The sequence below is a fragment of the Roseivirga sp. genome, from assembly GCF_965216855.1.
In the GTDB taxonomy this organism is placed as follows: domain Bacteria; phylum Bacteroidota; class Bacteroidia; order Cytophagales; family Cyclobacteriaceae; genus Roseivirga.
The window spans coordinates 885,628-909,743 of record NZ_OZ244204.1 but is presented as its reverse complement, the minus strand read 5'-3'; the positions used below and the strand labels follow the sequence as shown (position 1 = coordinate 909,743).

21 protein-coding genes are annotated in these 24,116 nt (G+C 41.7%); 10 read left to right on the top strand and 11 right to left on the bottom strand.

The genetic code is table 11. The features are described 5' to 3' along the window. Positions 1 to 5: 5 nt before the first annotated feature. The 5 genes from ACOOEY_RS03995 to rpsF form a co-directional block, all read right to left on the bottom strand. Positions 6 to 1,949: an alpha-1,4-glucan--maltose-1-phosphate maltosyltransferase gene (locus ACOOEY_RS03995; protein WP_420387384.1), complete on the bottom strand. Its 1,944-nt coding sequence runs from the start codon at positions 1,947 to 1,949 to the stop codon at positions 6 to 8. A 462-nt stretch (positions 1,950 to 2,411) separates the two neighbouring features. Continuing rightward, on the bottom strand, positions 2,412 to 3,431 hold the full coding sequence (locus ACOOEY_RS03990) for a hypothetical protein (protein ID WP_420387383.1): 1,020 nt from the start codon (positions 3,429 to 3,431) through the stop codon (positions 2,412 to 2,414). A gap of 127 nt (positions 3,432 to 3,558) precedes the next feature. Next, positions 3,559 to 4,002 carry a 50S ribosomal protein L9 gene (rplI, locus tag ACOOEY_RS03985; protein ID WP_420387382.1) on the bottom strand — a complete coding sequence of 148 codons (444 nt, stop codon included), beginning with the start codon at positions 4,000 to 4,002 and terminating at the stop codon, positions 3,559 to 3,561. A 22-nt stretch (positions 4,003 to 4,024) separates the two neighbouring features. Continuing rightward, positions 4,025 to 4,276 carry a 30S ribosomal protein S18 gene (rpsR, locus tag ACOOEY_RS03980; protein WP_420387381.1) on the bottom strand — a complete coding sequence of 84 codons (252 nt, stop codon included), beginning with the start codon at positions 4,274 to 4,276 and terminating at the stop codon, positions 4,025 to 4,027. Then, positions 4,273 to 4,635: a 30S ribosomal protein S6 gene (rpsF, locus tag ACOOEY_RS03975; protein WP_420387380.1), complete on the bottom strand. Its 363-nt coding sequence runs from the start codon at positions 4,633 to 4,635 to the stop codon at positions 4,273 to 4,275. The genes rpsR and rpsF overlap by 4 nt, the downstream gene beginning before the upstream one ends. A 133-nt stretch (positions 4,636 to 4,768) precedes the next feature. Here rpsF and ACOOEY_RS03970 point away from each other — a divergent pair, with 133 nt between their 5' ends. The 3 genes from ACOOEY_RS03970 (at position 4,769) to ACOOEY_RS03960 (ending at position 8,330) form a co-directional block, all read left to right on the top strand. After that, positions 4,769 to 6,322, top strand: coding sequence for a sensor histidine kinase (locus ACOOEY_RS03970; protein ID WP_420387379.1), 1,554 nt, complete (start codon positions 4,769 to 4,771; stop codon positions 6,320 to 6,322). Between the two features lie 31 nt (positions 6,323 to 6,353). Beyond that, positions 6,354 to 7,049 carry a response regulator transcription factor gene (locus tag ACOOEY_RS03965; protein WP_420388634.1) on the top strand — a complete coding sequence of 232 codons (696 nt, stop codon included), beginning with the start codon at positions 6,354 to 6,356 and terminating at the stop codon, positions 7,047 to 7,049. Positions 7,050 to 7,328: 279 nt separating this feature from the next. Further along, on the top strand, positions 7,329 to 8,330 hold the full coding sequence (locus tag ACOOEY_RS03960; RefSeq protein ID WP_420387378.1) for a beta galactosidase jelly roll domain-containing protein: 1,002 nt from the start codon (positions 7,329 to 7,331) through the stop codon (positions 8,328 to 8,330). Here ACOOEY_RS03960 and ACOOEY_RS03955 read toward each other — a convergent pair. Continuing rightward, positions 8,315 to 8,971, bottom strand: a complete 657-nt coding sequence (locus ACOOEY_RS03955; RefSeq protein WP_420387377.1) for an alpha/beta hydrolase — start codon at positions 8,969 to 8,971, stop codon at positions 8,315 to 8,317. The two genes, ACOOEY_RS03960 and ACOOEY_RS03955, sit on opposite strands and share 16 nt — an antisense overlap. Beyond that, a complete protein-coding gene (gene cdd / locus ACOOEY_RS03950) occupies positions 8,971 to 9,465 on the bottom strand; it encodes a cytidine deaminase (protein ID WP_420387376.1) in 495 nt (164 codons plus the stop codon). Before cdd ends, ACOOEY_RS03955 begins: the two co-directional genes overlap by 1 nt. 237 nt (positions 9,466 to 9,702) lie before the next feature. Between cdd and ACOOEY_RS03945 the strand changes: the two genes are divergently transcribed. Continuing rightward, complete coding sequence (locus tag ACOOEY_RS03945; RefSeq protein ID WP_420387375.1) at positions 9,703 to 11,055, top strand: saccharopine dehydrogenase family protein; 1,353 nt, start codon at positions 9,703 to 9,705, stop codon at positions 11,053 to 11,055. Here ACOOEY_RS03945 and ACOOEY_RS03940 read toward each other — a convergent pair. Beyond that, complete coding sequence (locus ACOOEY_RS03940) at positions 11,052 to 13,388, bottom strand: penicillin-binding protein 1A (protein WP_420387374.1); 2,337 nt, start codon at positions 13,386 to 13,388, stop codon at positions 11,052 to 11,054. The two genes, ACOOEY_RS03945 and ACOOEY_RS03940, sit on opposite strands and share 4 nt — an antisense overlap. 93 nt (positions 13,389 to 13,481) lie before the next feature. Between ACOOEY_RS03940 and ACOOEY_RS03935 the strand changes: the two genes are divergently transcribed. The 5 genes from ACOOEY_RS03935 to ACOOEY_RS03915 are packed head-to-tail and all read left to right on the top strand — an operon-like array spanning position 13,482 to position 17,511. After that, positions 13,482 to 14,159: a hypothetical protein gene (locus ACOOEY_RS03935; RefSeq protein ID WP_420387373.1), complete on the top strand. Its 678-nt coding sequence runs from the start codon at positions 13,482 to 13,484 to the stop codon at positions 14,157 to 14,159. Between the two features lie 33 nt (positions 14,160 to 14,192). Next, complete coding sequence (locus ACOOEY_RS03930; protein WP_420387372.1) at positions 14,193 to 14,897, top strand: SDR family oxidoreductase; 705 nt, start codon at positions 14,193 to 14,195, stop codon at positions 14,895 to 14,897. Positions 14,898 to 14,946: 49 nt separating this feature from the next. Then, entirely contained in the window at positions 14,947 to 16,926 is a 1,980-nt protein-coding gene (gene ispG, locus ACOOEY_RS03925; RefSeq protein WP_420387371.1) for a (E)-4-hydroxy-3-methylbut-2-enyl-diphosphate synthase, read from the top strand. A gap of 10 nt (positions 16,927 to 16,936) precedes the next feature. Then, complete coding sequence (locus tag ACOOEY_RS03920) at positions 16,937 to 17,161, top strand: DUF6728 family protein (RefSeq protein WP_420387370.1); 225 nt, start codon at positions 16,937 to 16,939, stop codon at positions 17,159 to 17,161. Beyond that, a complete protein-coding gene (locus ACOOEY_RS03915; RefSeq protein ID WP_420388633.1) occupies positions 17,161 to 17,511 on the top strand; it encodes an MmcQ/YjbR family DNA-binding protein in 351 nt (116 codons plus the stop codon). The genes ACOOEY_RS03920 and ACOOEY_RS03915 overlap by 1 nt, the downstream gene beginning before the upstream one ends. A 46-nt stretch (positions 17,512 to 17,557) precedes the next feature. Here ACOOEY_RS03915 and ACOOEY_RS03910 read toward each other — a convergent pair whose 3' ends face one another. Beyond that, the gene (locus tag ACOOEY_RS03910; RefSeq protein WP_420387369.1) at positions 17,558 to 18,610 is read right to left on the bottom strand and encodes a Rieske 2Fe-2S domain-containing protein; all 1,053 of its coding nucleotides are present in this window, start codon (positions 18,608 to 18,610) and stop codon (positions 17,558 to 17,560) included. Between the two features lie 83 nt (positions 18,611 to 18,693). Between ACOOEY_RS03910 and ACOOEY_RS03905 the strand changes: the two genes are divergently transcribed. After that, positions 18,694 to 19,401 carry a hypothetical protein gene (locus tag ACOOEY_RS03905; RefSeq protein ID WP_420387368.1) on the top strand — a complete coding sequence of 236 codons (708 nt, stop codon included), beginning with the start codon at positions 18,694 to 18,696 and terminating at the stop codon, positions 19,399 to 19,401. 11 nt (positions 19,402 to 19,412) lie between these two features. On the opposite strand, the gene ACOOEY_RS03900 is transcribed toward ACOOEY_RS03905, so the two are convergent. Next, positions 19,413 to 22,748: an Ig-like domain-containing protein gene (locus ACOOEY_RS03900; RefSeq protein WP_420387367.1), complete on the bottom strand. Its 3,336-nt coding sequence runs from the start codon at positions 22,746 to 22,748 to the stop codon at positions 19,413 to 19,415. A gap of 49 nt (positions 22,749 to 22,797) precedes the next feature. Then, the gene (locus ACOOEY_RS03895) at positions 22,798 to 24,051 is read right to left on the bottom strand and encodes an ectonucleotide pyrophosphatase/phosphodiesterase (RefSeq protein WP_420387366.1); all 1,254 of its coding nucleotides are present in this window, start codon (positions 24,049 to 24,051) and stop codon (positions 22,798 to 22,800) included. Positions 24,052 to 24,116: the final 65 nt, after the last annotated feature.

Sequence of the window (24,116 nt, the reverse complement as noted above, 5' to 3'; positions counted from 1 at the left end):
TCAGACTAATAATCTATTGAGAATATATGATATGGAACCTGATAAGGATCCAGCTCCACAAAGTTCCACTCCTGATTCCAGATGTAGCTGTTACCCGTGATCTGGTCAGTCATCCGCATGGGCTGGTTACCTGAAATACCCATCTTGTGACGAGGTACCTGAACCCATCCACCCTGGCGGTTATAAGGGTCGAGGTTGACCACCATGAGCATAGAGTCTTTGCCATCTTCGCTTTGTTTGAAGTACGCCAGAATCTGCTCATTATCGATCTGGCAGAAGTCGATGTTGTTGGTGAACTGAAGGGCTTTGTGCTCTTTTCTGATCTGATTGATCTTGGCAACCAGTTGGGTAAGCTTATTGGTTTTCGTCCAGTCCCAATGCCTTACCTCGTACTTTTCAGAATTGAGGTATTCTTCCTTACCCACTACCGCAGCATTGTCAATTTGTTCATAAACCGGACCATACATACCGAAGTTGGAGCTTAAGGTTGCCGCCATCATGTGACGGATAATGTAGAGGTTTTCATTGCCGCCCTGTAGCATCCAGGGATTGATATCCGGTGTATTAGGCCAGAAGTTAGGACGGAAGTAATCTTTCATCGGTCCTTTGGTGAGCTCTGTCATATACTCAATGAGCTCTGCCTTATTGTTACGCCAGGTATAGTAGGTATAGCCCTGAGAGAAACCAATTTTCGCCAGGCGCTGCATGGTCTTGGGTTTGGTAAATGCTTCAGAAAGAAAGAGTACATCCGGGTCGGTCTTTTTTACTTCTGCAATGAGATATTCCCAGAAGCCAAAGGGCTTCGTGTGTGGGTTATCCACCCTAAAGATTTTGATGCCTAGTTCATTCCAGTAAAGGGTAATGCCAATGAATTCATCCCACATGTTCTCCCAGTCATCCGACTCGAAATAGATAGGATAGATGTCCTGATACTTCTTTGGTGGGTTTTCCGCATACTGGACAGTACCATTCGGTCTCCACTTAAACCAGCTGGGATGCTCCTTGACATAGGGATGGTCGGGAGAACATTGCAGAGCGAAGTCCATCGCTATTTCAATTCCGTTTTCTCCTGCTACTTTAATTACCTCTTTAAAGTCTTCCAGACTCCCCAGTTCAGGAAGGATGTCTTTATGTCCACCTTCTTTGTTGCCAATGGCCCAGGGTACACCAACATCTCCCGGAAGTGCGTTGGTCGTATTGTTTTTTCCTTTTCTATGTGCAGTGCCTATTGGGTGTATGGGAGGGAAGTAGATGACATCGAAACCTTGTTTCTTTACATAAGGAATGATATCGAGTACATCTTTGAAAGTACCGTGCTCACCTTCTTTCTTGGCGGCAGACCGTGGGAAGAATTCATACCAGGTGCTATAAAGTGCTTTCTCTCGGTCTACATACAGAGGTAACAGTTTATCATAGACTGTCGAAAATTTCTTGGTAGGATTCTTCCAGAAAATATCGTGAAGCTTTTCAGACCTGGCTTCGTCAATTGCATAGTTATAAGACTTGGAGTTTGTAAATGCTTTGATGAGTCCGTCCAGGTATTCAGTATGCTGATTGCTCAGCGTTTTGACCTCTTCAAGGTATTGAATGCCATCTTCTAACTCGATATTGACATGCTGATTGTCGTCAATCTTTCTTTCAATATTGTGTTGCCAGGTCAAAGGATAGTCTACCCAGGCCTCTACTGTGTATTCGTAGTAGCCTTGTTTTTCAACCTCAAAAGTACCTGACCAGCGATCGTTGTCTGATAGCTTCATTGGGGCATATTTCCAGGTGCGGGCTTTCTCATGCTTATATTTGATATGAGCATTGAGTACATCGTGGCCATCAGCGAGAATATCGGCCGATACTTCGAACTGCTGACCCACTACGCGCTTGGCTGCATGTTGTCCGCAATTGATTTCAGGGGAAACGTTTTCAATGACTACACGTCTTTGACCGGATTTCATGTTCAGGTTGATTTAAAGTGTTTTTGATGGTGGTTTTATGAGTAAGTGTCAAGCTATTGCTTATTTATCCTTCTGAAAATAAGAAAAAATAAGTGGCCATTTCAAAAGGGGATGGGGGAATTGCATTGCAAACGTTGCCGTTTGGTGGGAATTGATATTTACGATTTACGATTTACGATTTACGATTTACGATTTACGATTTACGATTTACGATTTACGATTTATTCAAACTAGTAGGGGCTTTAGATATTATTATCACTGAATCAGTAATATGAGACTGATTGAGGTTTTGATCTGACCGATCTTGCCATGGCTGTTCCCGGTTCTTTGTTTTTATATTCAATTATAAAACAGAGGCTCCCGCTAATTGGCAAGCATTTAAATAGAGATGGAAGAGTACCGACTCATTTAAGCACATGAACCCTGGCGTAGACGTCAGGGTTTTTTGTGCTAAATAGGTACTTAGTTCTTTGTTGATTCATTTAATTGAGCTTGTAATGCTTTTATTTCTTTTTGCTGTTGATTGATTTGCTTCTGTTGCTGAATGGTATAAAGCATTAACTCCTCAATTTTTTCCAAAAGCTTCAGTTGAAGATCTCCTACATCCTGACCATTGGTTTCAATTTCCTCCGCTTTAGGAATGTTGGGTAGGTGAGAGTTAGTTTTGATAAAGTCTTCTACTTCTGCTAAATTTTTGAGTTTATAATCGCTTGAGAAGACATAATCTGGTACAGAGCCGGGTGTGGCAGTAACTTTTACTTTTTTGGATTCGATATTGTCTTTAACTATTAGATCAGATCTAAATTCAAAATGATTATTAGGACCTGAATAGAATAGATAGCTTGTTCCGCTGGGGTCAGTAAATTCTATGCCAGACCAATTATCTGTGCTTTTTGTTACTATAGGAGCATCATTGGATGACTGAAAAGAGTTCTGAAAACCGCCATTGTTGTTTGAAATTATGGGGCTGTTTGCTATCAAAGTACCATCACCATAAATAGCAAGTCTTTGAGAGCCCCCTTCCACTATTTGGAGAGCCTGACTACCGTTGGCTATCCCGTTGACATCAATATTGAGTCCTCCTCCACTATTTCTACTTAAAATTGGTTGAACAACTCCCGAGGTAGTAAATCGAACTTGATTAACAATCATTTCTGACGAAAACCTACTAGTTCCATTGACATCAAGGGTATAAGTGGGAGAAACTGTACCAATTCCAATTTTGCCATCAGCATCAAGGGTGAAATAATCAATATCTGAAGAGTTGTTGGAAAAATTTCTAAATAGATGAAGCTTGGTAGTGTTGTTGCCTATTGAAGTGGCTCTTATGCCTAATCGATCGCCTCCTATATTGAAAGTGATTCGAGAGTCATTTGTCATGTCTAAATTTCCGGTCATTGAGTCTCCAGTTTTATCAACATAAGATTGGGCATTCAATGAGACAGAGAAAATGAGTGCAAAGAATGTAGTTAGCTTTTTCATGATTTTAGTTTGTGTGTAAAAGAAAGTTTATTGGAAGATGGGGAATGTTGCCTTTGAAAGAGAGGTACAAAACAAAAAAAGCCCTAACGTTTCCGTCAGGGCTTTTCCTTTATGTTTTGAATAGTGCTTACTCAGCTACAACGCTGAATTTCACATCTTTCTTTACTTCTTTGTGTAGGTCAATTTCTACTTCATAGTCACCAACCATTTTTACTTCACTCTTGAAAGAGATTTTCTTTCTGTCTACATCGATGCCTTTAGCTTTCAATGCGTCAGAAATCTGAAGTGTAGTAACTGCTCCGAAGATTTTACCACTATCACCTGCTTTTGCTTTGATCTCCAATACAGTATCACCAATAGCGTTGGCGATGGCTTCTGCATCAGCTTTGATCTTCTCAGCTTTGTGAGCCGCTTGTTTGATGTTCTCTTCGATCATCTTACGGTTAGACTCATTAGCGATGATTGCAAAACCCTGAGGGATCAGGTAATTTCTACCATAACCAGGCTTCACATTAACGGTATCGTTTTTATAGCCTAAACCTTTAATATCTGTTTTCAATATTACTTCCATGACTTCTCTTCAGTTTAGGTTATTACTTCAATCCATCAGTTACGTAAGGTAGAAGGGCAAGGTGTCTTGCTCTCTTTACCGCCTGAGTAACTTTCTTCTGGTATTTTAAGCTTGTACCGGTAATTCTTCTAGGAAGAATTTTACCTTGCTCATTTACGAAGCTCAACAAGAAGTCAGGGTTCTTGTAGTCTACGTATTTGATACCATTTTTCTTGAAGCGGCAGTATTTCTTTTTCTGCTGCTCTCTGTTGATAGGTTCGTTTACTAATGTCATGACGCTACCTCCTCTTTCTTTTTCTTGTTAAATGCACCTGATCTTCTTTTCTCGTTGTATTCCACGGCATGCTTGTCGAGGGCAACGCTTAAGAATCTCATTACTCTCTCATCTCTTTTAAATTCGATTTCAAGAGAGGCGATTAAACTTGGGTCGGCTTTGAACTCAATGAGATTGTAGAAACCTGTTGACTTGTGCTGGATTGGGTATGCCAATTTCTTAAGTCCCCACATTTCAGTGTTGATCATCTCAGCTCCACCATCTTTGAGGAGTTGTTCGTACTGGCCGACAGCATCCTTCATCTGGTCTTCAGACAAAACGGGATTTAAAATGAATACTGTCTCGTAATTTTTCAACATTTGAATAAAATTATATTTCGGGCTGCAAAGGTAGGGGATTCAGGTTAAAAAACCATGCTTTGTAAAAGAATGTCACAAAATTAATAGGGCATTTCACTTATGCTTAACTTCAGGCTGATAAAATGCTCCTGAATTGACGAAATCCGGTAAAAAGTCCATTTTCATTATCCTGGTTATTCTGGTCATCCCTGTGGTGATCTATGGTATTTTCCAGTTGAATTCCCTTACGGTCGATGAGCAGGAGCTCTCCACTATTTACAGAAGGCAACTCGAATCGGTTCTTTTCTCAGTCAATGAAGCGGCACAGTCAAAGAGCGATGAGTTCTTCAATGTGCTGAAGAGGGAGGAAGTAAAGACGGACCCAACGGCAGTGTACAATTGGTTGTCAGCCTATCCCTTCTTTTATGCCCTTTATACCAAAGAAATTGGGGGAGAAGAAGAGTCTATTCTGTCGCCCAATCAAAAATTCCTAACTCCGGAATTTAGCCGAATAGCCGATAGTCTGGCTACATCTAATCAATCTGTTGTCAACCGGTTAATTCGGTACTTAGATGATGGAGGGTTTCAGAAGATTGAGTCCTTTGACTCATTTATCAGACATGCAGAGAACGATGTTGATTTTCATTTTTTGGTATCTCAGGTTGACGGTAAGTATTATCTGAATATCTATTTCTTCAATGCCATCAGTTTTGTGGAACAGGCCCTGGTGCCCAAATTTCAGGAAATGGCTCAGGGAGATTTCATTATCACTTGTAGCCGTACTAGTGATAATACCTTAGTCTATTCTACTTCAGGAGAGCTGAATGGTGAAATTGAGAGTGAAAGACTAGACCTGCTCCCACGTTTTGAAGTAGGAATTGCCCGCGAAGGGGGGACGGTAGAAGAAGCAGTGAACAGAAGAAAAAACCAAAACCTGATTGCTTTGGGACTGCTTATGGTAGTAATGATTATAGGTGTGGGACTGGTATTTCGAAATGTTCAGCGAGAGATGGAGCTGGCGCAGAAGAAGGCCGATTTTGTATCGAATGTATCGCATGAAATCCGGACTCCACTGGCCCTCATTAATATGTTTGCTGAGACTTTATTGCTCGACAGGGTTAAAGAAGAAAGTAAAAAACGTGAGTACTACGAGATCATTACCAAAGAAGTAACTCGTCTGTCTAATATGCTCAACCGTATTTTGAGCTTCTCGAAGATTGAAGCCAATAAGAGGGAATATCAAAAGCAAAAGCTCGATTTGTCTGATGTGGTAGAGGATGTGATGAATACCTATTCTTATCACCTCGATAGTAATGGCTTTGAACATGACCTGTCATTGGGCCATGAGCAACTTCCGATTAATGCAGACAAAGAAGCACTGATAGAAGTGCTGGTGAACCTGATTGACAATGCAGTGAAGTACAGTCCCGAAACCAAAAAAATGGAAGTAAAGACTTTCAGGGAAGATGACTTTGCTGTTGTTTCTGTTCGTGACTATGGCATGGGTATAGCCAGGAATCAACTCGATAAGCTGTTTGAGAAGTTTTACAGGGTACCCAATGGCGATGTACACGATACCAAAGGTTCCGGCTTGGGTTTGTCTATTGTGAAGCACATCATTGAAGCCCATGAGGGCCGCATTAAAATTAGCAGTAAACCGGGAGAGGGGAGTGAATTCAAAGTAATGCTTCCACTGAAAAAGCATTGAACTGATACTATTGGTTGAACACTATTAACACATAAAGATGTCGAAGATATTAGTTGTTGAAGACGAGCCATCGATGAGACTGGGTTTGAAAGATAACCTGGAGTTTGAGTCATATGAGGTCGAACTGGCTATTGATGGTGAAGAAGGCTTACGTAAAGCCACTTCGGGGAATTTTGATCTTATTATACTGGATGTAATGATGCCGAAGTTGTCTGGCTTTGACGTGTGTAAGTCAATGCGTAAGTCTGGTGTATTGACACCGATCATATTTCTCACCGCCAAAAGTGAGGAGATAGACAAGGTGCTGGGTCTGGAGTTGGGTGCCGATGATTATCTGACCAAACCATTTAGCTTGAGAGAGCTCATTGCCAGAGTAAAAGCTATTCTAAGGAGAAGTCAGGGGAGTGGCGATGCCAGTCTGAAAGGAGAAATGACCATTGGTGCACTCACGGTAGACTTCAACCAGTTTACCGCCAGAACCGAAAAGGAAGAAGTGCGTATGTCGCATAAAGAGTTCGAGATACTGCACTACCTGGCAGAGCATATGAATGAAGTGGTCAGCCGCTATGATTTGTTGAACAAAGTCTGGGGCTATGATAGCCAGCCGACAACCAGAACGGTAGATAACTTTATCCTTAGACTAAGACAAAGAATTGAAGAGAACCCTAATGAACCAAGGCATATTTTAACTGTGCATGGAGTGGGGTACAAATTATTGAGAAACTAGGAGAAGAGATGTGCGATGTACGATTTTGTAGGCTTAACCAGTATGGTTCGGAATGAATGCAGTAGTTGAGTCTTTAAATCTGATATCTAAAATCTGACATCTAAAACCTGTCGTGTGACAACTTATGACATTCGTTTACGCAGCAATGACACCGGGCTTTGAAAAGGGCCGTAAAATTGTATCGTAGCTCAACGGTCAAAAAAGCTCGAACGACTTAAACTAAAACTACCAATACTCCTGCTGTCTTATCAAGGCAGCAGGATTTACTTGAAACGCGAAATGAAAAAACTGATAATCATATTTACCCTAATGGGAATACAGCTTGCTGCCCTTGGTCAGGACGCAAGGCGGCTTCTCAGCTTAAGGGGTGACTGGAAATTTTCCATTGGAGACCGGGAGGAATGGGCCTCCCCCGACTATGATGATTCCGACTGGGAAGAGGTCTATGTGCCCGAACGGTGGGAAAGAGAAGGATTTAATGGGTATGATGGTTATGCCTGGTATAGAACTCAATTTGATGGAAAAGGTCTTAAGAAAGACCGATATCACCTGATCTCTCTGGGTTACATAGATGATGTGGATGAGGTATTCATCAACGGAGTGAAAATTGGTTTTTCAGGTGGTTTTTCGCCCAATTACTACACAGCATGGAACGCAGAGCGCTTATACCTTATTCCCCCGGAAGTATTGAAGTACGATGGAGACAATCAAATTGCTGTTCGGGTATACGATCAGGGTGGCGAAGGAGGAATCTACAGTGGCTCGGTTGGTATCATGTATCTTGATGACCTAACCACCAAAGACGGTGTTTATCTGGAAGGTCTCTGGAAGATCAGAATTGATGATGATCCGAGGTTTATTGATCCTGATTATGATGACAGCCGCTGGGAAGATATTATGGTGCCTTCTAACTGGAAGACCATAGGAATCAATGACCTTAGAGATTTTGCCTGGTATAGAAAGACCTTTACCATTCCTTCCGGGGGGCAAACTCGTGAAATGACACTTATTGGTGGACGTATCGATGATTTTGATGAAGTCTATATTAATGGTGTCAAGATAGGCGGGACTAATGATGGGAGAAGGTTAGGGTCATCAAGAAGCTATTCTGAACTTAGATTCTACAATATCCCGGATGGGGTACTCAAAGAAGGAAAAAATGTCATATCTGTCAGAGTTGAAGATATTGGTGACAATGGAGGTATCTACGAAGGACCTGTCATTATAATGCCAACAGATGCAGCCACCAGATATGTAAGAAGGAACTACTGGTGGCGATAAGGTTTTGCGGCCAGTTGCTGGAGTATTTGATCAGACAATTCATGTTTACCCTCGAAGCTGATGCTCTCGGGGGTAACTTTTATCTGCCGGGCAATACTCTCCTGTTCCTGAATCCTCGCATCTGTCAGGAATTCATCCTGCAGGCCATAGATTAAAAAGCACTGTTTATCCTTCAACCTGTCGGTACTTTTTAAAGGGGGCAGGTCTGGTGGGAAAATTCCGGCCCATAATACCAGTCGATCAAATTCCAGATCAGTCATAGTAGCCAATCTCGAAATGGTGGCAGCACCTTGTGAGAATCCGAGAAAAGTGGTTTTAATATCCTTTGGTAACCCTGATCTCACTTCGTGATAAACAGCAGATAAATAGGTGATGTAATTGTCGATGTCATTCACCCTGTCTTCCTTGGTCATCCAGGTAGCGCCCACTCTACCGGAGAAACCCTGAAGGTAATACCGGAATAGCCCTTCCGGTGCAACAATCAGGCGGTTAGGTTGGGCTATAGATTCGAATTTCCTGATAAAATACTTAGCCAGCTGCCCATGGCCATGACAAACGAACCATAGCTCTTCTACCTGTTCTGATGCGGTGCCCAGCACTTCATACCGACCATTAAACTGGAATTGAATTCTCTTTTCCATTAATCGTTTTTCAGGTTTTCTTCAGAAAATTTGAAGGGTAAAAGGTTTTCAATGGAATCAGACTCGTAGACTTCTCCATCGGTATTGAGCAGGAAAAGTCTGATGGGTTTCTTCTGATGATTCTCATATTCACTCATGGTCTGACGACAGCTTCCACAGGGAGTAGCCAGTTTGAAATGATCGGCAGTCGCATTTTTGGCTACAATAGCGATCATCTCGATATCTTCTTCGGGGAATTGTGATTTGGCTGAGAAACAAGCTACTCTTTCAGCACACAGGCCGGAAGGATAAGCAGCGTTTTCCTGGTTATTGCCTCTGATGATCAGTCCATTGCTCAATTTCAAAGCAGCACCTACCCAGAACATGGAATAGGGAGCATATGCCTGCTGAGTGGCTTTTTTGGCTTCTTCTATCAGATTTGAGATTTCAGGATCAAGGTCTTTGCCTGAATGAATAATGATTTTGGATGTACGTGTAATCTCTCTTTTCGTCATAGGTAGTTTTTGAGAGGGCGCTGAATATACGAATCTTTTACAGGATACGATGAAAACGGATGGGGAGTGAGTGTTTAAGACAATTATTTCAATAAAATGTCTGCACACAAGCCCAGATGCTGATTGGGGGAATAGGGCAAAGCTGCTTTTTTAGTAGAACAGTTTTAATTAAGCCTGAAAGGTTGACCTTGGCTTGCATTTTTGCCTAATTCGCTCAATACCTATTGTAAACTACCTATGGAGAAAATTTTAGTCTTTGGAGCAGGTCGCTCCTCAAACTCACTCATTAAATATTTATTGGACAAAGCTGAAAGCCTGGACTGGCAGGTGACCGTTGCGGACTATGCACTTCAATTAGCTGAAGATAAGGTGAAGGATAGCCAAAGAGGGCAGGCAGTAGCAGTTGATATCAACAGTGATCAGGAAAGGCAAGACCTTATCGGTCAACATGATCTGATTGTGTCGATGTTGCCTGCACGCTTTCACCCAATTGTGGCTGAAGACTGCCTGAAGTTAGAGAAGCACCTCTTCACTGCGTCATATGTTTCTGCCGATATGAAGGCCCTAGATGCCAAAGCCAAAGAAAAGAACTTATTGTTTTTAAATGAATGTGGCCTCGATCCGGGAATTGATCATATGTCGGCCATGAAGATTATCGATCATATCAGAGAAGACAAAGGCCTTGAACTGACTGCATTTGAGTCTTTTACCGGAGGCTTGCTGGCGCCTGACGACAAAGACGATAATCCCTGGCAGTATGGGTTTACCTGGAATCCGAGAAATGTGGTACTGGCCGGTCAGGGTACGGTTAAATTCATCCAGGAGGGGCGCTATAAGTACATACCTTATCAGAAGCTTTTTAGGAGAATTGAGATGATACATATTCCAGGTCACGGTTATTTTGAAGGTTACGCGAATCGTGACTCTCTCATGTATCTGGATGTATACAAACTCCGAGGAATCAAGACACTTTACAGAGGTACGCTAAGAAGACCTGGCTTCTGTAAGGCATGGGATATCTTTGTACAGTTAGGGGCTACTGATGATACCTACCAAATGGAAGGGGTGGAAGGAATGACTCACCGTCAGTTCATTAATTCCTTCTTGTCATTCAATCCACATGACTCAGTAGAGCTTAAACTTGCTCACTACCTGGGACTGGATTTGGATGGTCCTGAAATGCACAAACTGCAATGGCTTGGTCTGTTTGAAGAGGAAGAAGTTGGTCTTTTGAAGGGAACTCCCGCTCAGATTCTTGAACATATCTTAAAGAAGAAGTGGACCATTGGGGCAGACAAGAAAGATCAGATTGTCATGTGGCACCTGTTCAACTATGTAGAGAATGGGGTGACCAAGCAGATCAGGTCAGCCATGGTGGCTACAGGTGAAAATGCCAGAGAAACCGCCATGTCAAAAACCGTGGGACTTCCATTGGCTATAGCCATTCGCTTGTTCCTGGAAGGTAAGGTCGAGGCCAGAGGGGTTCAGATTCCTATTATTCCGGAATTATACAATCCTATTCTGGAAGAGCTAGATCAGCAAGGATTCCAGTTTATCGAAGAAGAAGTAACATTGGAAGAGAAGGATTAATTATCCTTCTTTTTCTTCCTTTTGAAGAGGTTGCCGATTTTCTTGAAGAGTCCTTCTTTTTTCTTCGGTTCCTGAGTGAGACTGTCAATTTCCAGACGGGTTGTTTTGGGTTTGTCAGTATTAACGAAAATTCGCTTTAACAAACCAGGCTCTTTCTCAGGAGAACAACTCATAATATTGAGTACCCGGGTAGATGGAGGTGAAAATCGGGCATTTGCTATACTCTGAAGATTCGCAGAACGGTTTAGTTTCTGCTGAAACAGTGCATAAATAGGGAGTGCCGAATTAGCTCCCTGTCCCATGGTAGTAGTTCTGAAGCCTATTCTGTGGTCATCATTACCTACCCAGGTAACCGTGATTAATCGGGGAGTGAGTGCAACAAACCAACCGTCCTTGTTGTCTTGAGTGGTACCTGTTTTGCCCGCTATATCATTAGACAGGCCGTATTTCCAGCGAAGTCTTTGGGCAGTACCATCATTTACAGTACCCTTCATCATTTCCAGCATCAGCTGTCTTGTTTGTTCTGAAATAACCGGTTCTTCTTTGGCAGTCGGCTTAAAGGATGCTAATACATTACCCTCGCTGTCTTCAATTCTGGAAATGAAATAAGGTTCTACCGGTTTCCCGCTATTGAGAAATGAAGTATAGGCTTGAGCCAATTCCATCATATTAATTTCTGCCGTACCCAAAGCAATAGAAGGTACATAAGGAATGTCTGACTCGATACCCATTTCATGGGCCAGATCAATAATCTCCGGAATTCCGGCATCTTCCATCACCTTCACTGCAACTGTGTTGATGGATTTAGCCAGGGCTGTTTTCATTGCATAATCAAGGTCATAAGATTCACCACCGGAGTTGGTAGCCGTCCAGTTATCATAGTTGGCATAGGTTACCTGTTGCCCTGAATAGTAATCACATGGCTGTTTCCCTTTTTCCAAAGCCGCAGCATAGACGATGGGTTTAAAGGTTGAACCCACCTGCCTTTTGGCCATACTCACATGATCGTACTGAAAGTGCTCAAAATTGATACCACCTACCCATGTTCTGACTGCCCCGGAATAAGGGTCGACAGAGAGTACACCTGCCTGCAGAAATTTGAGGTAGTGCTTTACACTGTCCATATGTGTAGCCTCGACCACTTTGCTGCCATCCCAATCCCAAAGCTCAATTTTGTGTTTGTAATTCAGTGAATCCTGAATCTGTTTATCGCTTAGTTTTTGAGCTACCAGTTTCTGATAGTATGGAGATTTTTTAAGGGCATCATTGATAATCCTTTGATTGGTTTCCCAGGGACCTCTTCGACCATAACTGTTTTCATAATCCTGTTGTAGGGATTTCAGGTGTTCCGTGTAGGCTTCTTCAGCCATTTGCTGCATTTCATAATTCAGCGTAGTATGTATTTTCAGCCCACTTGTGTGAAGATTATAATCCGTGTCATTTTCTTCGTTGTATGCTTTCAGCCATGTCTGTAGTTTTTTCTGCAGACTTGCTCTGAAGTAAGGAGCCAGACCATCGTCATGATTGAAGGAGAAGTAGTTGATTTTGACAGGCCTTTTTATGCTGATTTGTCTTTCTTCATTCATGAGGTAGCCATATCGCTCCATTTGAGCCAATACCGTATTTCGTCTGTTCAGAGATCTTTCAGGGAATAATCTCGGGTTGTAATAATGAGGTGACTTGAGCATACCCACAATCACTGCACTTTCTTCAAGACTGAGGTTTTTGGCTTCTTTACCGAAAAACTTCTCGGCAGCGCTTTCCACCCCAAATGTATTATCTCCAAAAGGTACAGTATTGAGGTAGAGAGTAATGATTTCTTCTTTGCTGTAGATTTTTTCTAAGCGGGTGGCACAAATGGCCTCTTTGATTTTACTGACTGGCATGGAGAAGATGCCATGTCTTTTACGAGGGTATAAATTCTTGATAATTTGCTGAGACAGCGTGCTGCCTCCACCGGCAGATTCATCTCCCATAAGTAGGGTTTTAAAAATTACCCTGACCAGGCTACGCCTGTCTACACCGTTATGCTCAAAGAATCTCGCGTCTTCTGTGGCAATTAGTGCCTCGACTAAATGATCTGGTAACTCTTCATAGGTAACCGGCTGTCGATCATAGATAAAGTACTTACCAATCAGTTCACCGTTCTGTGCAAAGACTTCTGTAGCTTCACTTTGACGAATATTAGCTAGTTGATCTTTAGAGGGAAGGGGCTCCCAGAACTCGAATAATACGGACAAATAGAAGCCAAATAGTGCCAACAATCCTGTTAAGCCGGTAAGGGCTATCCATTTAATCCAACGCTTGTAGTTTCTCTTTTTTCTGGTTGACATGGACTTAGGTGAAAACGTGTTGGTCTATGATTTCTTGCAAAAATAGTAGAATAGTTTCCCACTCTACATACGAGCTGCTAATTTGGCAGTTACATGGAACCCAAGTCTATATTTCTGAAGAGAAACCAGGTGGTAGATGTAGTTAAAAGCCTGCAAGGTGCAGACATGGCACTGAGCTATGATTTTGAGAAACATCGGTTTACCTGGGAAGAACAAGGTGAGCAGTTTGCTTTCCGCTTGCCCATTACAGTCTATAGTAAGCCGTCTGGGGAAATAGATGTTGAACGGGAGGTGACCTATGTGATGCTTTTGGTGCAAAGTGGTAGTTCTTCTGTTGGCGTTTTTCAAAACGAGAAATGCTTGTCACATAAGGTGTTTAGTTCATACATGGTAAGGAAGAAGCAAGGGAAAAGCCAGATCAAACACCTGAAGACCAAAGGAAAGTCAAGAGCGGGATCGAGAATCAGGTTGGCTAGCGGAGCAGAAATGTTCGACAATGTGAACGAAAGACTGCAAAAGCATTTTGAAGAACATGATTTAAGCCGAATTGCTTTCAGCTGTAGCAAAATATTGTTGCCTCATCTTTTCGGGGCTAAAGTGACTACTCCTTTCGACAAGAAGGATGAAAGGATATATAAAATACCCAAGCATCTTCATCAGCCCAACTTTGAGGTAATGCTTGGAATGCAAAGATTTTTGAATTTGGGTGAACTCATTATACCAGCCAAGGTTAATAAAGAAGACCTGTTTTATCTGAGAGATAGCTTATAGAAGTGATTTCAGAAGATAAGTAACCAGAGAATTATGAGAAAATTAGCTGTCATTACCAGCGGAACCAAAGGAATTGGAAGAGCCACTGTAGAGAGGTTTTTAAAAGAAGGATTCGATATTGTAACCTGTGCCAGGAGCGCAGAAGATTTATTGAAGTTGAAGGAAGAGTTGACGTCAGATGCCGAGGGAGAGGTTTTCACCCGACCTACAGACATGTCTAAGAAGGCAGAAGTGCTGGCATTTGCTGATTATGTCAAAAGTATTGGCAGGCCGGTGGACATGCTGCTCAACAATACCGGGATATTCTTTCCAGGCTCTATTCATGAAGAGGAAGACGGCAATTTGGAAAAGATGATTGAAACCAATTTGTACAGCGCCTATCACCTGACCAGGGCTTTAGTAGGTGGTATGAAAGAACGCAAGCAAGGACATATTTTCACTACGGGATCCATTGCTGGTTTTACAGCCTATCCTAATGGAGGTAGTTATGCCATATCTAAATTCGCTTTGCTTGGGTTTACCAAATGTCTCCGTGAGGAGATGAAGGAACATGGGGTACGTGTGACTTCAATCTTACCCGGTGCCACCTATACCGCCAGCTGGGAAGGAGTGGAGTTGCCCGAAAGTCGGTTTATGAAGGCAGAAGATATAGCCGATGCTATTTTTGCTTGTCATGCTCTTTCAAGACAAACTGTGGTTGAAGAGATCGTACTTCGCCCACAGTTGGGAGATATTTGACTAACAAAATCTTTTATTTACGGTTACCTTTGCAGCAAGTACAACATTCATGGAATCTATCGTTTCTCAAGCCAAAAAATACTGTAACAGCCTAGTGGAGTACAATCGCAGAAAAACCATCCCGGTAAGGGTTGGAGATGTAGTGATTGGAGGCGATAATCCAATTGTGGTGCAATCCATGACCACAATCGACACTATGGATACTGAAGGTAGTGTTGCGCAAACCCTGCGAATGGTTGAGGCGGGCTGTGAGTTAGTACGTATCACTGCTCCAAGTTTAAAAGAGGCTGAAAACCTCAGAAATATTAAAAATGAGCTTCGTAAAAGAGGTTGTCAGGTGCCATTGGTGGCCGACATCCATTTTACACCTAATGCAGCGGAATTGGCTGCTCAGATTGTAGAAAAGGTAAGAATCAATCCTGGGAATTATGCCGATAAGAAACGTTTTGAAAACATCGAATATACAGATGAAACGTATCAGGCTGAGCTGGAAAGGATCAGGGAGAGATTTACACCATTAGTTGAACTGTGTAAAAAGCACGGAACGGCCATGAGAATAGGAACCAACCATGGTTCGCTATCTGACAGGATCATGAGTCGTTATGGAGATACTGCTCTGGGGATGGTTGAGTCAGCACTTGAGTTCCTCAGAATTTGTGAAGATCTTAATTATGATCAGATCGTTCTTTCCATGAAATCGAGTAATGCGCAGGTAATGGTAGAAGCGTATCGTTTACTCGTTCAAAAGCTCGATGAAGAGGGGTTGAAGCCTTATCCACTTCACTTAGGAGTCACAGAAGCCGGAGAGGCTGAAGATGGCCGGATTAAATCAGCTGTGGGTATTGGTACTTTACTGGAAGATGGTTTAGGAGATACTGTTCGTGTTTCTCTCACTGAAGAACCGGAGTTCGAAGCACCTGTTGCTCAGAAGTTGGTAGATCGATATAAGTTGCGCTCCGGGCATGATGCTATCCCGGAAATTGAGGAAAATCCCATAGACCCTTTCCTTTATCATAAAAGACAATCAAGGGAAGTATTAAATATTGGAGATGTCAATGTGCCTCGGGTATTTGCGGACCTGAGCAGCCTGGAGGAGATTGGAATCAAAGACCTGAAGTCAGTAGGACATTTCTATTTACCTGAACCGGATAAATGGACCATGAATGATCAGGGAGCTGATTTTATCTATTCAGGAAGTAAGTCTATCCCCTTTATGTTGCCTAATGGTCTAATGGAACTGATTGACTATCCTGTCTGGAAAGAACTGGATGATAGGAAAAGCAGGTACCCGGTTTACTCATTGGAGCAATTGGCGGAAGCTGAAGACTGTGACGATGTATTGAACTTCATCAGGTTGGATGCTTCTGAAATAGACGAGGAAACCATGATGATTCTTGAAGCGGATAATCTGGTAGTACTTCTCGAAACTCAGAATATCCATGCCATGCCTGCATTAAGAAGGTTCTTCTTTGAGCTGGTCAAGCGTAAGCTTTCGGTTCCGGTTATTATTATCAGAAATTTCGAGGTGAGGGATGAAGAAGAGTTCCTGATTCATGCTTCAACAGATATTGGTGGGCTACTGGTTGATGGTTTTGGTGATGGCGTGATGCTGACATCGAGCCAGCAGGGTGGTAGAGATTCACTATTGGCAGATATTAAACTAAAGAATACAACAGCTTTTGGTATCCTTCAGGCGGCCAGAACCCGTATGACTAAGACAGAGTATATCTCATGTCCGAGTTGTGGCAGAACACTTTTCGATTTACAGGAAACCACGGCAATGATTCGCAAGAGAACAGACCACCTGAAAGGGGTAAAGATCGGTATCATGGGCTGCATTGTTAATGGCCCCGGAGAGATGGCTGATGCTGATTATGGTTACGTTGGCTCAGGTAAAGGAAAAATCACCCTTTACAAGGGCCAGGAAGTAATGAAGAGAGGAGTTCCCTCTGCTCAGGCAGTAGATGAATTGATAGAAATTATTAGAGCCGATGGTAAGTGGATTGAACCAAAGGCTGTTGAAGTATAAAATGGAGATCATGTCGGAAGAGAATAATAAAGAAGAAAAAACAGAAAGAGTTAAACTGACCACTAAAGAGGCTTTTGACTTCGGACCGGTATTAGGGTATTTCTTTAGGAAGAAAGATCCTAACAGACCCTCTAACTTCAATCTCAAGGTGATGCATGGAATCAATAAGATATCCATCATTATGTTTTTGATTGCACTGACCGTCATGATCGTGCGTTTTATTTCGCGGATGTGATTTACCTTGACGAATTCAGAGATTACTGTTTAGCCAAGTCCGGTGTTACCGAGGACACTCCTTTTGGTCCTGAAACACTGGTATTCAAAGCAATGGGTAAGGTTTTCGCCATTACAGGAATAGATGAATTTCAGTTTATTAATCTGAAGTGCGACCCGGAGAGAGCCATTGAGCTCAGAGAGGAATGGCCGGGAATTAAGCCTGGCTGGCACATGAATAAGAAGCACTGGAATTCTGTTTTTGTGGATGGATCAGTTCCAGACCATCTTATCAAAGAGCTTACCGATCATTCATACGACCTGATAATCGCCAGCCTGCCTAAGAAAGTTAGAGACGAACTAAATAGCTGACTAATAGTATTGAAGTCTTCCTCCTAATTATATACTTCTGAGCTAATTACGTTTGCCAGTATAGTGTTTGTGCCTGAATGGGGTTTTCGAACGGTATCTTCTCCTCCTGACATTTTTCGTAGCGCGTTCTAATGGCATTATACCATTTAGCCTGCATATCAGGGTCTCCCATTAGCATTAATGGAGGATTATTGTTCAGGCCTTCTTTCAGCTTCTTGAATACATCTACATCCTGCTGAATGAAAGTATCCGCAAAGCGATAGAAGATTGGCCTTAATGGTTTAAACCATTTGATGTCAGTATAGATGAACTGTGTAAGTTCTGTCTCATGCTCATTCACCGGAGTCAGTGTAGTCATAATGACGATATCGTTTTCCCCCACCTTCAAATGCTCTATTCTAATGCCCGGAAGCTGGAAGCTTATTTCAGTGGTCTGTTCCTTCTTGAGAATCTTGTAGGCCGCTGAATTTTTAGAAGGGGCATGTCTCACCATAGTGAAGCCCAAATGAGAAGGGGCGAAGTTCTTCTGCTTGAGTTTTAGGTTGGTCTTCTTTCTAAAGAACCATGACTGATGCACAAAAGGAACATGTGCAGGATCAATCAGTCCAATCACTGAATGATCAAGCCCACAGTCCATCTTTTTAGCTGTTACCAGATCGAAAGACTGGTCTTCACTTAATGGGAATTGAGGTGATAGACTTTCATCAATATCTTCCGGCTTACGCATGTCTTTAGGCAGATAGATAAAGACGATGCCATGCCTTTCTCTTACCGGATAATACGGTGCTCTGATTTTGGAAACATCGAGGGTAGACTGTGGAGGTAGAGCTGGTATTTTGGAGCAAACACCATCAGTTTGAAATCTCCATCCGTGATAACAACACTCAATTTCGCAGCCATCGAAATTACCATAGGTTAATGGAATACCTCTGTGTGGGCACTGATTTCTGAGGGCAAATGGCTTCCCGTTTTCGTCTCTGCCGAGACATATTTTCTCACCATCAATCTCTTTTTCTATGGTTTTACCTTTTGGTAAAGCACTTCCATGGCAGGCTACATACCAGATGTTTCTTAAGTTCTTTGACTTCACTGCACTCATAGCCTTACAAACATAATCAATAATGCTGGCGTATATGTGAGATAATATTTGCTTTTGTTTACTATGTTTATTTAATCAATAGTATGTTCAAAGACTCTTTTAAGATATCGTGTATGCTTGTCATGCTCTTCTCGGGCTGCTGCCTGTCAGCGCAGTCAGGAGCCGTTGTCAATAGTGTGAGTCTTCAGGAGTTCAATGCTGGCTTAGCACAGGACAAGGGGGAAGGGCATATGCTGGCCTTTGATGAATGGAGGTATGGCTTTTACGTTGATATCAATGGTGATACCTCTGAACACCTCCTGTTTAATTATCATACCAATTCAGATAAGCTTTTCGCACGGAAGCCTCAGGAAGGCATGGTCCTCAATCTGAATGAGAACCTCATAAGCCTGCTTATTCTCGACAAGAATGAGGGTGAAGGGCAGGAAAAGTTCGAATTGATCAACTGGCAAAGCTTTGAAGACTTTCCTGATTATTCAAGGTTTTGTGTCAGGCTGATTGATAAGCCTGATTTCGAAATAATTAAATATTACGATAAGAGGCTAAGAGTTAGACAGGGAAGAATTGATGGATATTCTGAAGGAGCAAAACCTGCTTATTTATCCAAACATAGGTACTTTTGGAGAAAGACAGATAATGATTCCTTCAAAGAGATAGAACTTACCAGACAGAATATTCAATCCATTCTTTCCAAAAAACAGCAGGAAGAAATCAGAGGATATATAAAAGCCAACAAACTCAAATGGTCTCGCGAAGAAGATGTTTTGAGAATGTTGGCCAGTGTGTTTTAAAGGACTTTGAACTAGTTTTTGATAATGATCTTTTTCACAGCTCGGTAGGTATTTCCTTGCCTGATTTCCAATGTGTATACACCAGAATTCAAGTTGCGTAAGATTATCTCTTCTGAAAAGAGAATATCAGTTTTAGAGAATTCACCAAGAGATATTTTCTTTCCTGTACTGCTGTATATATCGATTACAACAGGTACGAAAATGTCATTTTCAAACTCAACGATCGCTTTTTTGCTTGCTGGGTTTGGATATGTCTTTACTCTCCTTGATTGGATATCCTCGAAAATGGAAGCCACTGGATTAAACGTTATAGTGAGATTGAAACTCTCGCTATCAGCATTTCCATCATTTACCCTTACAGGGACTGTGACTTCTCCAAAGAAGTCTTCTACGGCAGTGATTGTATTTCCATCCAGTGTGTAATTATCACCTGCTTCTACTGTCAGAGTGAAATCATCAGGGTAACTATTGTCTGGATCGTTCACAATAAGGTCAGACAGCTGAATAGTCAAAGGGCTATCCATATCACTAATGATTGTCCCGGCCTGGCTCTGGATTACAGGAGCATCATTAACCGGATTGACTGTAATTAAGGCGCCAAAGTTTTCTCCGTTTTCTGTATCATTGATTCTCAAGTTCACTGTAAGTTCTCCGTTAAAATCAACAGCTGGTGTTACCGCATTTCCGTCAAAGCTATAGTTATCTCCTTCAAGAATCTCAAGTGTATGATCATCTGGAAAGGTATTGTCTGGATCATTAACTTGAAAGCTTCCAATTTCAAGTGTTATGGCGGTTTCTTCGTCTACGCTAAGATTGGTTGTTTGATCAGTGATTACCGGAACATCATTAACGGGAAGAACCTCCAAAGGAATGCTGAACGGCTCACTATCATCTTTACCATCACTGGCAACTAAGGAGATCATGAGAGTTCCATTGAAATTAAGGTCAGGAGTTACTGAAAGGCCATCGAAAGTATAATTATCACCTGATTGAAGTCTTATTGACAATTGATTTTGATCATCGTCTATGTCTGTGATATTTAGGTCATCTAATGAAAGTGTAATTGCTGTGTCCTCATTGGTTTCCAGATCATTTAAGGTGCCTATAACTTCAGGGGCAGTATTGGTTATTTTAATTTTGGCCAAACCGATATTCTCGCTATTACCAATTCCGGCAAAATCACCCATAAGTAAGGCATAGTCATTTGAGATTTGAATAAATTGTTTTAAGTACCCATATTCAAAATCGAATACATATTCCGGGTCGACTCTTCCATCAAGGCTTACTTTTGCAAAGTTTACTACAGGGAGGTTATTAACTTTCCCGAATAGGCCAGTAATGAATAGCTCTTCATCTTTAGTGACATGAATGTCTTGGATAATAGGAAAACCATCTCCTTTACCATTGACACTAATGGATTCAGAATCTACTAATTCACCATCCATGGAGTATTGATTAACAGGAATTGATACATTTTCAGGAGACCCTCCTACATTAAGAAAGCCACCTACTATGATTTTCTCATTGACTATGGCCATGGCAAAAATACCTAAGTCCAGATTTGGGTGCTCTGTAAATGACGGGTCTAAAGTACCATCAGGTAATATTTTATATAAGAAGCCTCTTGAATTCTGAAGGGTACCTGCTACTATAAGGCTACCATCCTCCAAAACTTCAACTCTTTTTACCTCATCAAATTGGTTATCAAGGAAATCTATAAAACTATCTATATTTCCGTCTTCGTCTATAATGGCGATGTGACCAGAAAGGTTGTTCCCGCTGAGCCTTTTACCTGCTACCAGAAGCTTACCTTCCCCATAATTTTTAATAACACTTATTCCTCCGGAGGATGAAGTGATAGAGGTATTAAATGAATTATCGAAACTTCCATCTTTATTAAATCTGGATAATGACCTTACTTGTCCATTCATAATTACATTTCCGGCCAAAAGAATTTGTCCGGTTGAAGTGGTATCAATTGCATTGATTTGTGCCTGTGCATAGTTGGCCAGGTCATTATCAACTGTAAAGGAATTATCTAATGTTCCATCACTATTTAATCTAAACAAAAGGTTTGCTCTCTCATCATTGACATCGGTAAACTCTCCACTCAAAAGTATTTTACCATCATTAAACAGAAAGGCTGATCGCAGGTTTGTAGCCTGGTCTCTTAACTTAGGGTTAGTGCCTTTGATTACTCCGGACTTATCAAACTCTACAAAACCTTGTAAAAGAGGATCTTCACCGTAGGTTATATGCCCGGCAGAGTAAAATGTGGTGTTATCAATGAGAGTCAAGCCAAAATTCGCCCCGCAACTTCCACTTTGGTTATTAAGGAGTATGGGGTTGAAATCAAAGTTTACAGTGCCATCATCTTTCAGGCTATATAATACAACTGCTAACCCGGATCCTGTAAGGGTACACCCGGCAATGTAGTAGTTGCCCTCGTCATCTTGGGTTGCTTCTGACAAGTAACTTGTATTGTAGGAGGTAAAATCATTTCCTAGGGTAAGATCAAAAGAGTCATCAAATGAACCGTCTGCATTTAATCTAAAATAGCTCGATGGAGTTGATTCACCCTGGAATGAAGTAAAGCTTCCATATACGAAAAGCTGGTCATCAGCTTCTCTAAAGGCTCCTCTTATTTCAATAGACTCCTGAGTGCCAGTATTGAAGTCTGAGGCCAACATACCATTAGGAAGAACTTTATAGGCTACTCCTATTTCATTCCCTTCGAAAAACTGATCTCTACCAACGACTATAACGTCTCCGGCATTTCCAGGTAATAGATACTGAGCTCCCTCAACCGAGTGCCTGCCAAAAGTCTCATCGATGGCTCCCTGGTTATCGATTTTTAATAGTTGTCTCCCACTTGTAGTAGAAGCGACTACAAAAAAACTATTTTCCAAAGGTGCTGCCAGGCTGATATTATTAATTGAGCCATCTAATTGAAAATTATCTTTGATCTGACCTGTTGCATCGTAAAGGTTAAGACCTTTTGATCCGAAGCCTATAAATGTTTCCACGGCAATACTGCCGTCTGCCATTTCATAAGCTGCTCTTATTCCTGATTCTGTCAGTTGGTTGTCAAATGCAAGACTATTGTCTCTTGTTCCATCGGGGTTGATAATAACAACAGTATTTCTAAAGCTTAAATCGAGTTGTTGACCATTTACCTTCTGAATATACCCGGCTAATATCAGCCTTCCATCAGAAGTGGGGTTTATTGAATAAATATTGGGTGATGTAGTTATTGAGACGTTAAATGTTTCATCAACGCTTTGCGCTTTGATATTCAGGCATAGTACTACAAGCAAGAAAACAATCAATAGTGGTTTATTTGTCATTATGATAGTGGATTAACTTTGGATGAAAATAAGCCGTAGAAATGGATTTTTATCTCCCGTTTACAATAAAATTCAAGGTACTTAAGCTGCCGTCAATTTCAGGATAAGACTTAATGTTCAGTAAGTCAGCGACTAAGGGGTAGATATGAATGTTTTCAAACTGACCTATTTTTAGCCCTTTTTTGAAGTTGGGGCCATTAGCATAAAAGATAGCTCCCAAGTGTGGGGTAGCATAGGGATCGAAGCCATGCTCTCCGCGAGTCATATTGTTTTCAACAGCGAATTTGATTCGTCTTTCTGAACTGATATAATGACCAGGATCCATGACTATCATGATGTCTCCTATTCTTTTGTGTTGGCCATAGTGCATGTGCTCAGGAAGTGACTCTTTGTAGTAGACTTTGAAATGATTCTCTCTGGACTTTAAAAGTTCGTAGGTTTCCTTTTTGGAAACTTCATCGCTGGTATAGAAGTGGGCATGGGCTCCATTGCTAACCACACGCACTTTTTCAGAATCGAGCCCTTTGGTCAGTTTTGTAAGGTCTTGATAGTTATCATAAGAAGGAAGGACTGGTTGCATTCCATGATCTGATACCAATATAATATTCACCGGCAGATTGAGTTGGTTTACGCCCTCTTTCAGCATTCCCAATAAACGATCGGCTTCTAAAACTGCTTTTTTCGTTTCTTCATGATCAGGGCCAAAGGCATGTCCTTGTGAGTCTACCATGGAAAAGTAAAGGGTAATAAAATGAGGACGATCTTCTTCAGGTAATTTTAGCCAGTCCAGAGTTGCGTTTACCCTGTCATCGTTGCTCACATTTCCATCATAGATGTGATAGTAGGACGGATAGGAACCGGCAATTTTTGCTTCAGAACCAACCCAGAAATAGGAAGCTGACTTCATTCCATTCTGTTGAACTAGTTGCCATAGAGGGAGGCCACCGTAGAAGGCGGGGTTTTCAACTCGCTCCCTGTTGCCAATGCTGTATTGAAGGTCCAGGTCCTTGTCATAGAAAGTGTTGTCAACCAGTCCGTGATGATCGGGGTACAAGCCGGTAACCAAAGTGTAGTGATTGGGAAATGTTTTCGATGGATAGGAGGGAATCATTGCTTCAGCGGCAACACCATCATTGATAAAAGCTTTGAAATTAGGGGCATCAAATTTCTCTACATAATCGTGACGAAAGCCATCGAATGAGATCATGATGACATAGGGAGTTGGCTCTTCCTGTTGGGTTTTCGCTACACTTACAAAGCAGAGTACTATCGCAAACAGAACTATTTCAAAATACTTTTTCATTCTGTGTCAAAAGTACTGTTCATTTGGGATGTTCTTCGAAAGGAAATATTAATTGTGGGTTAATA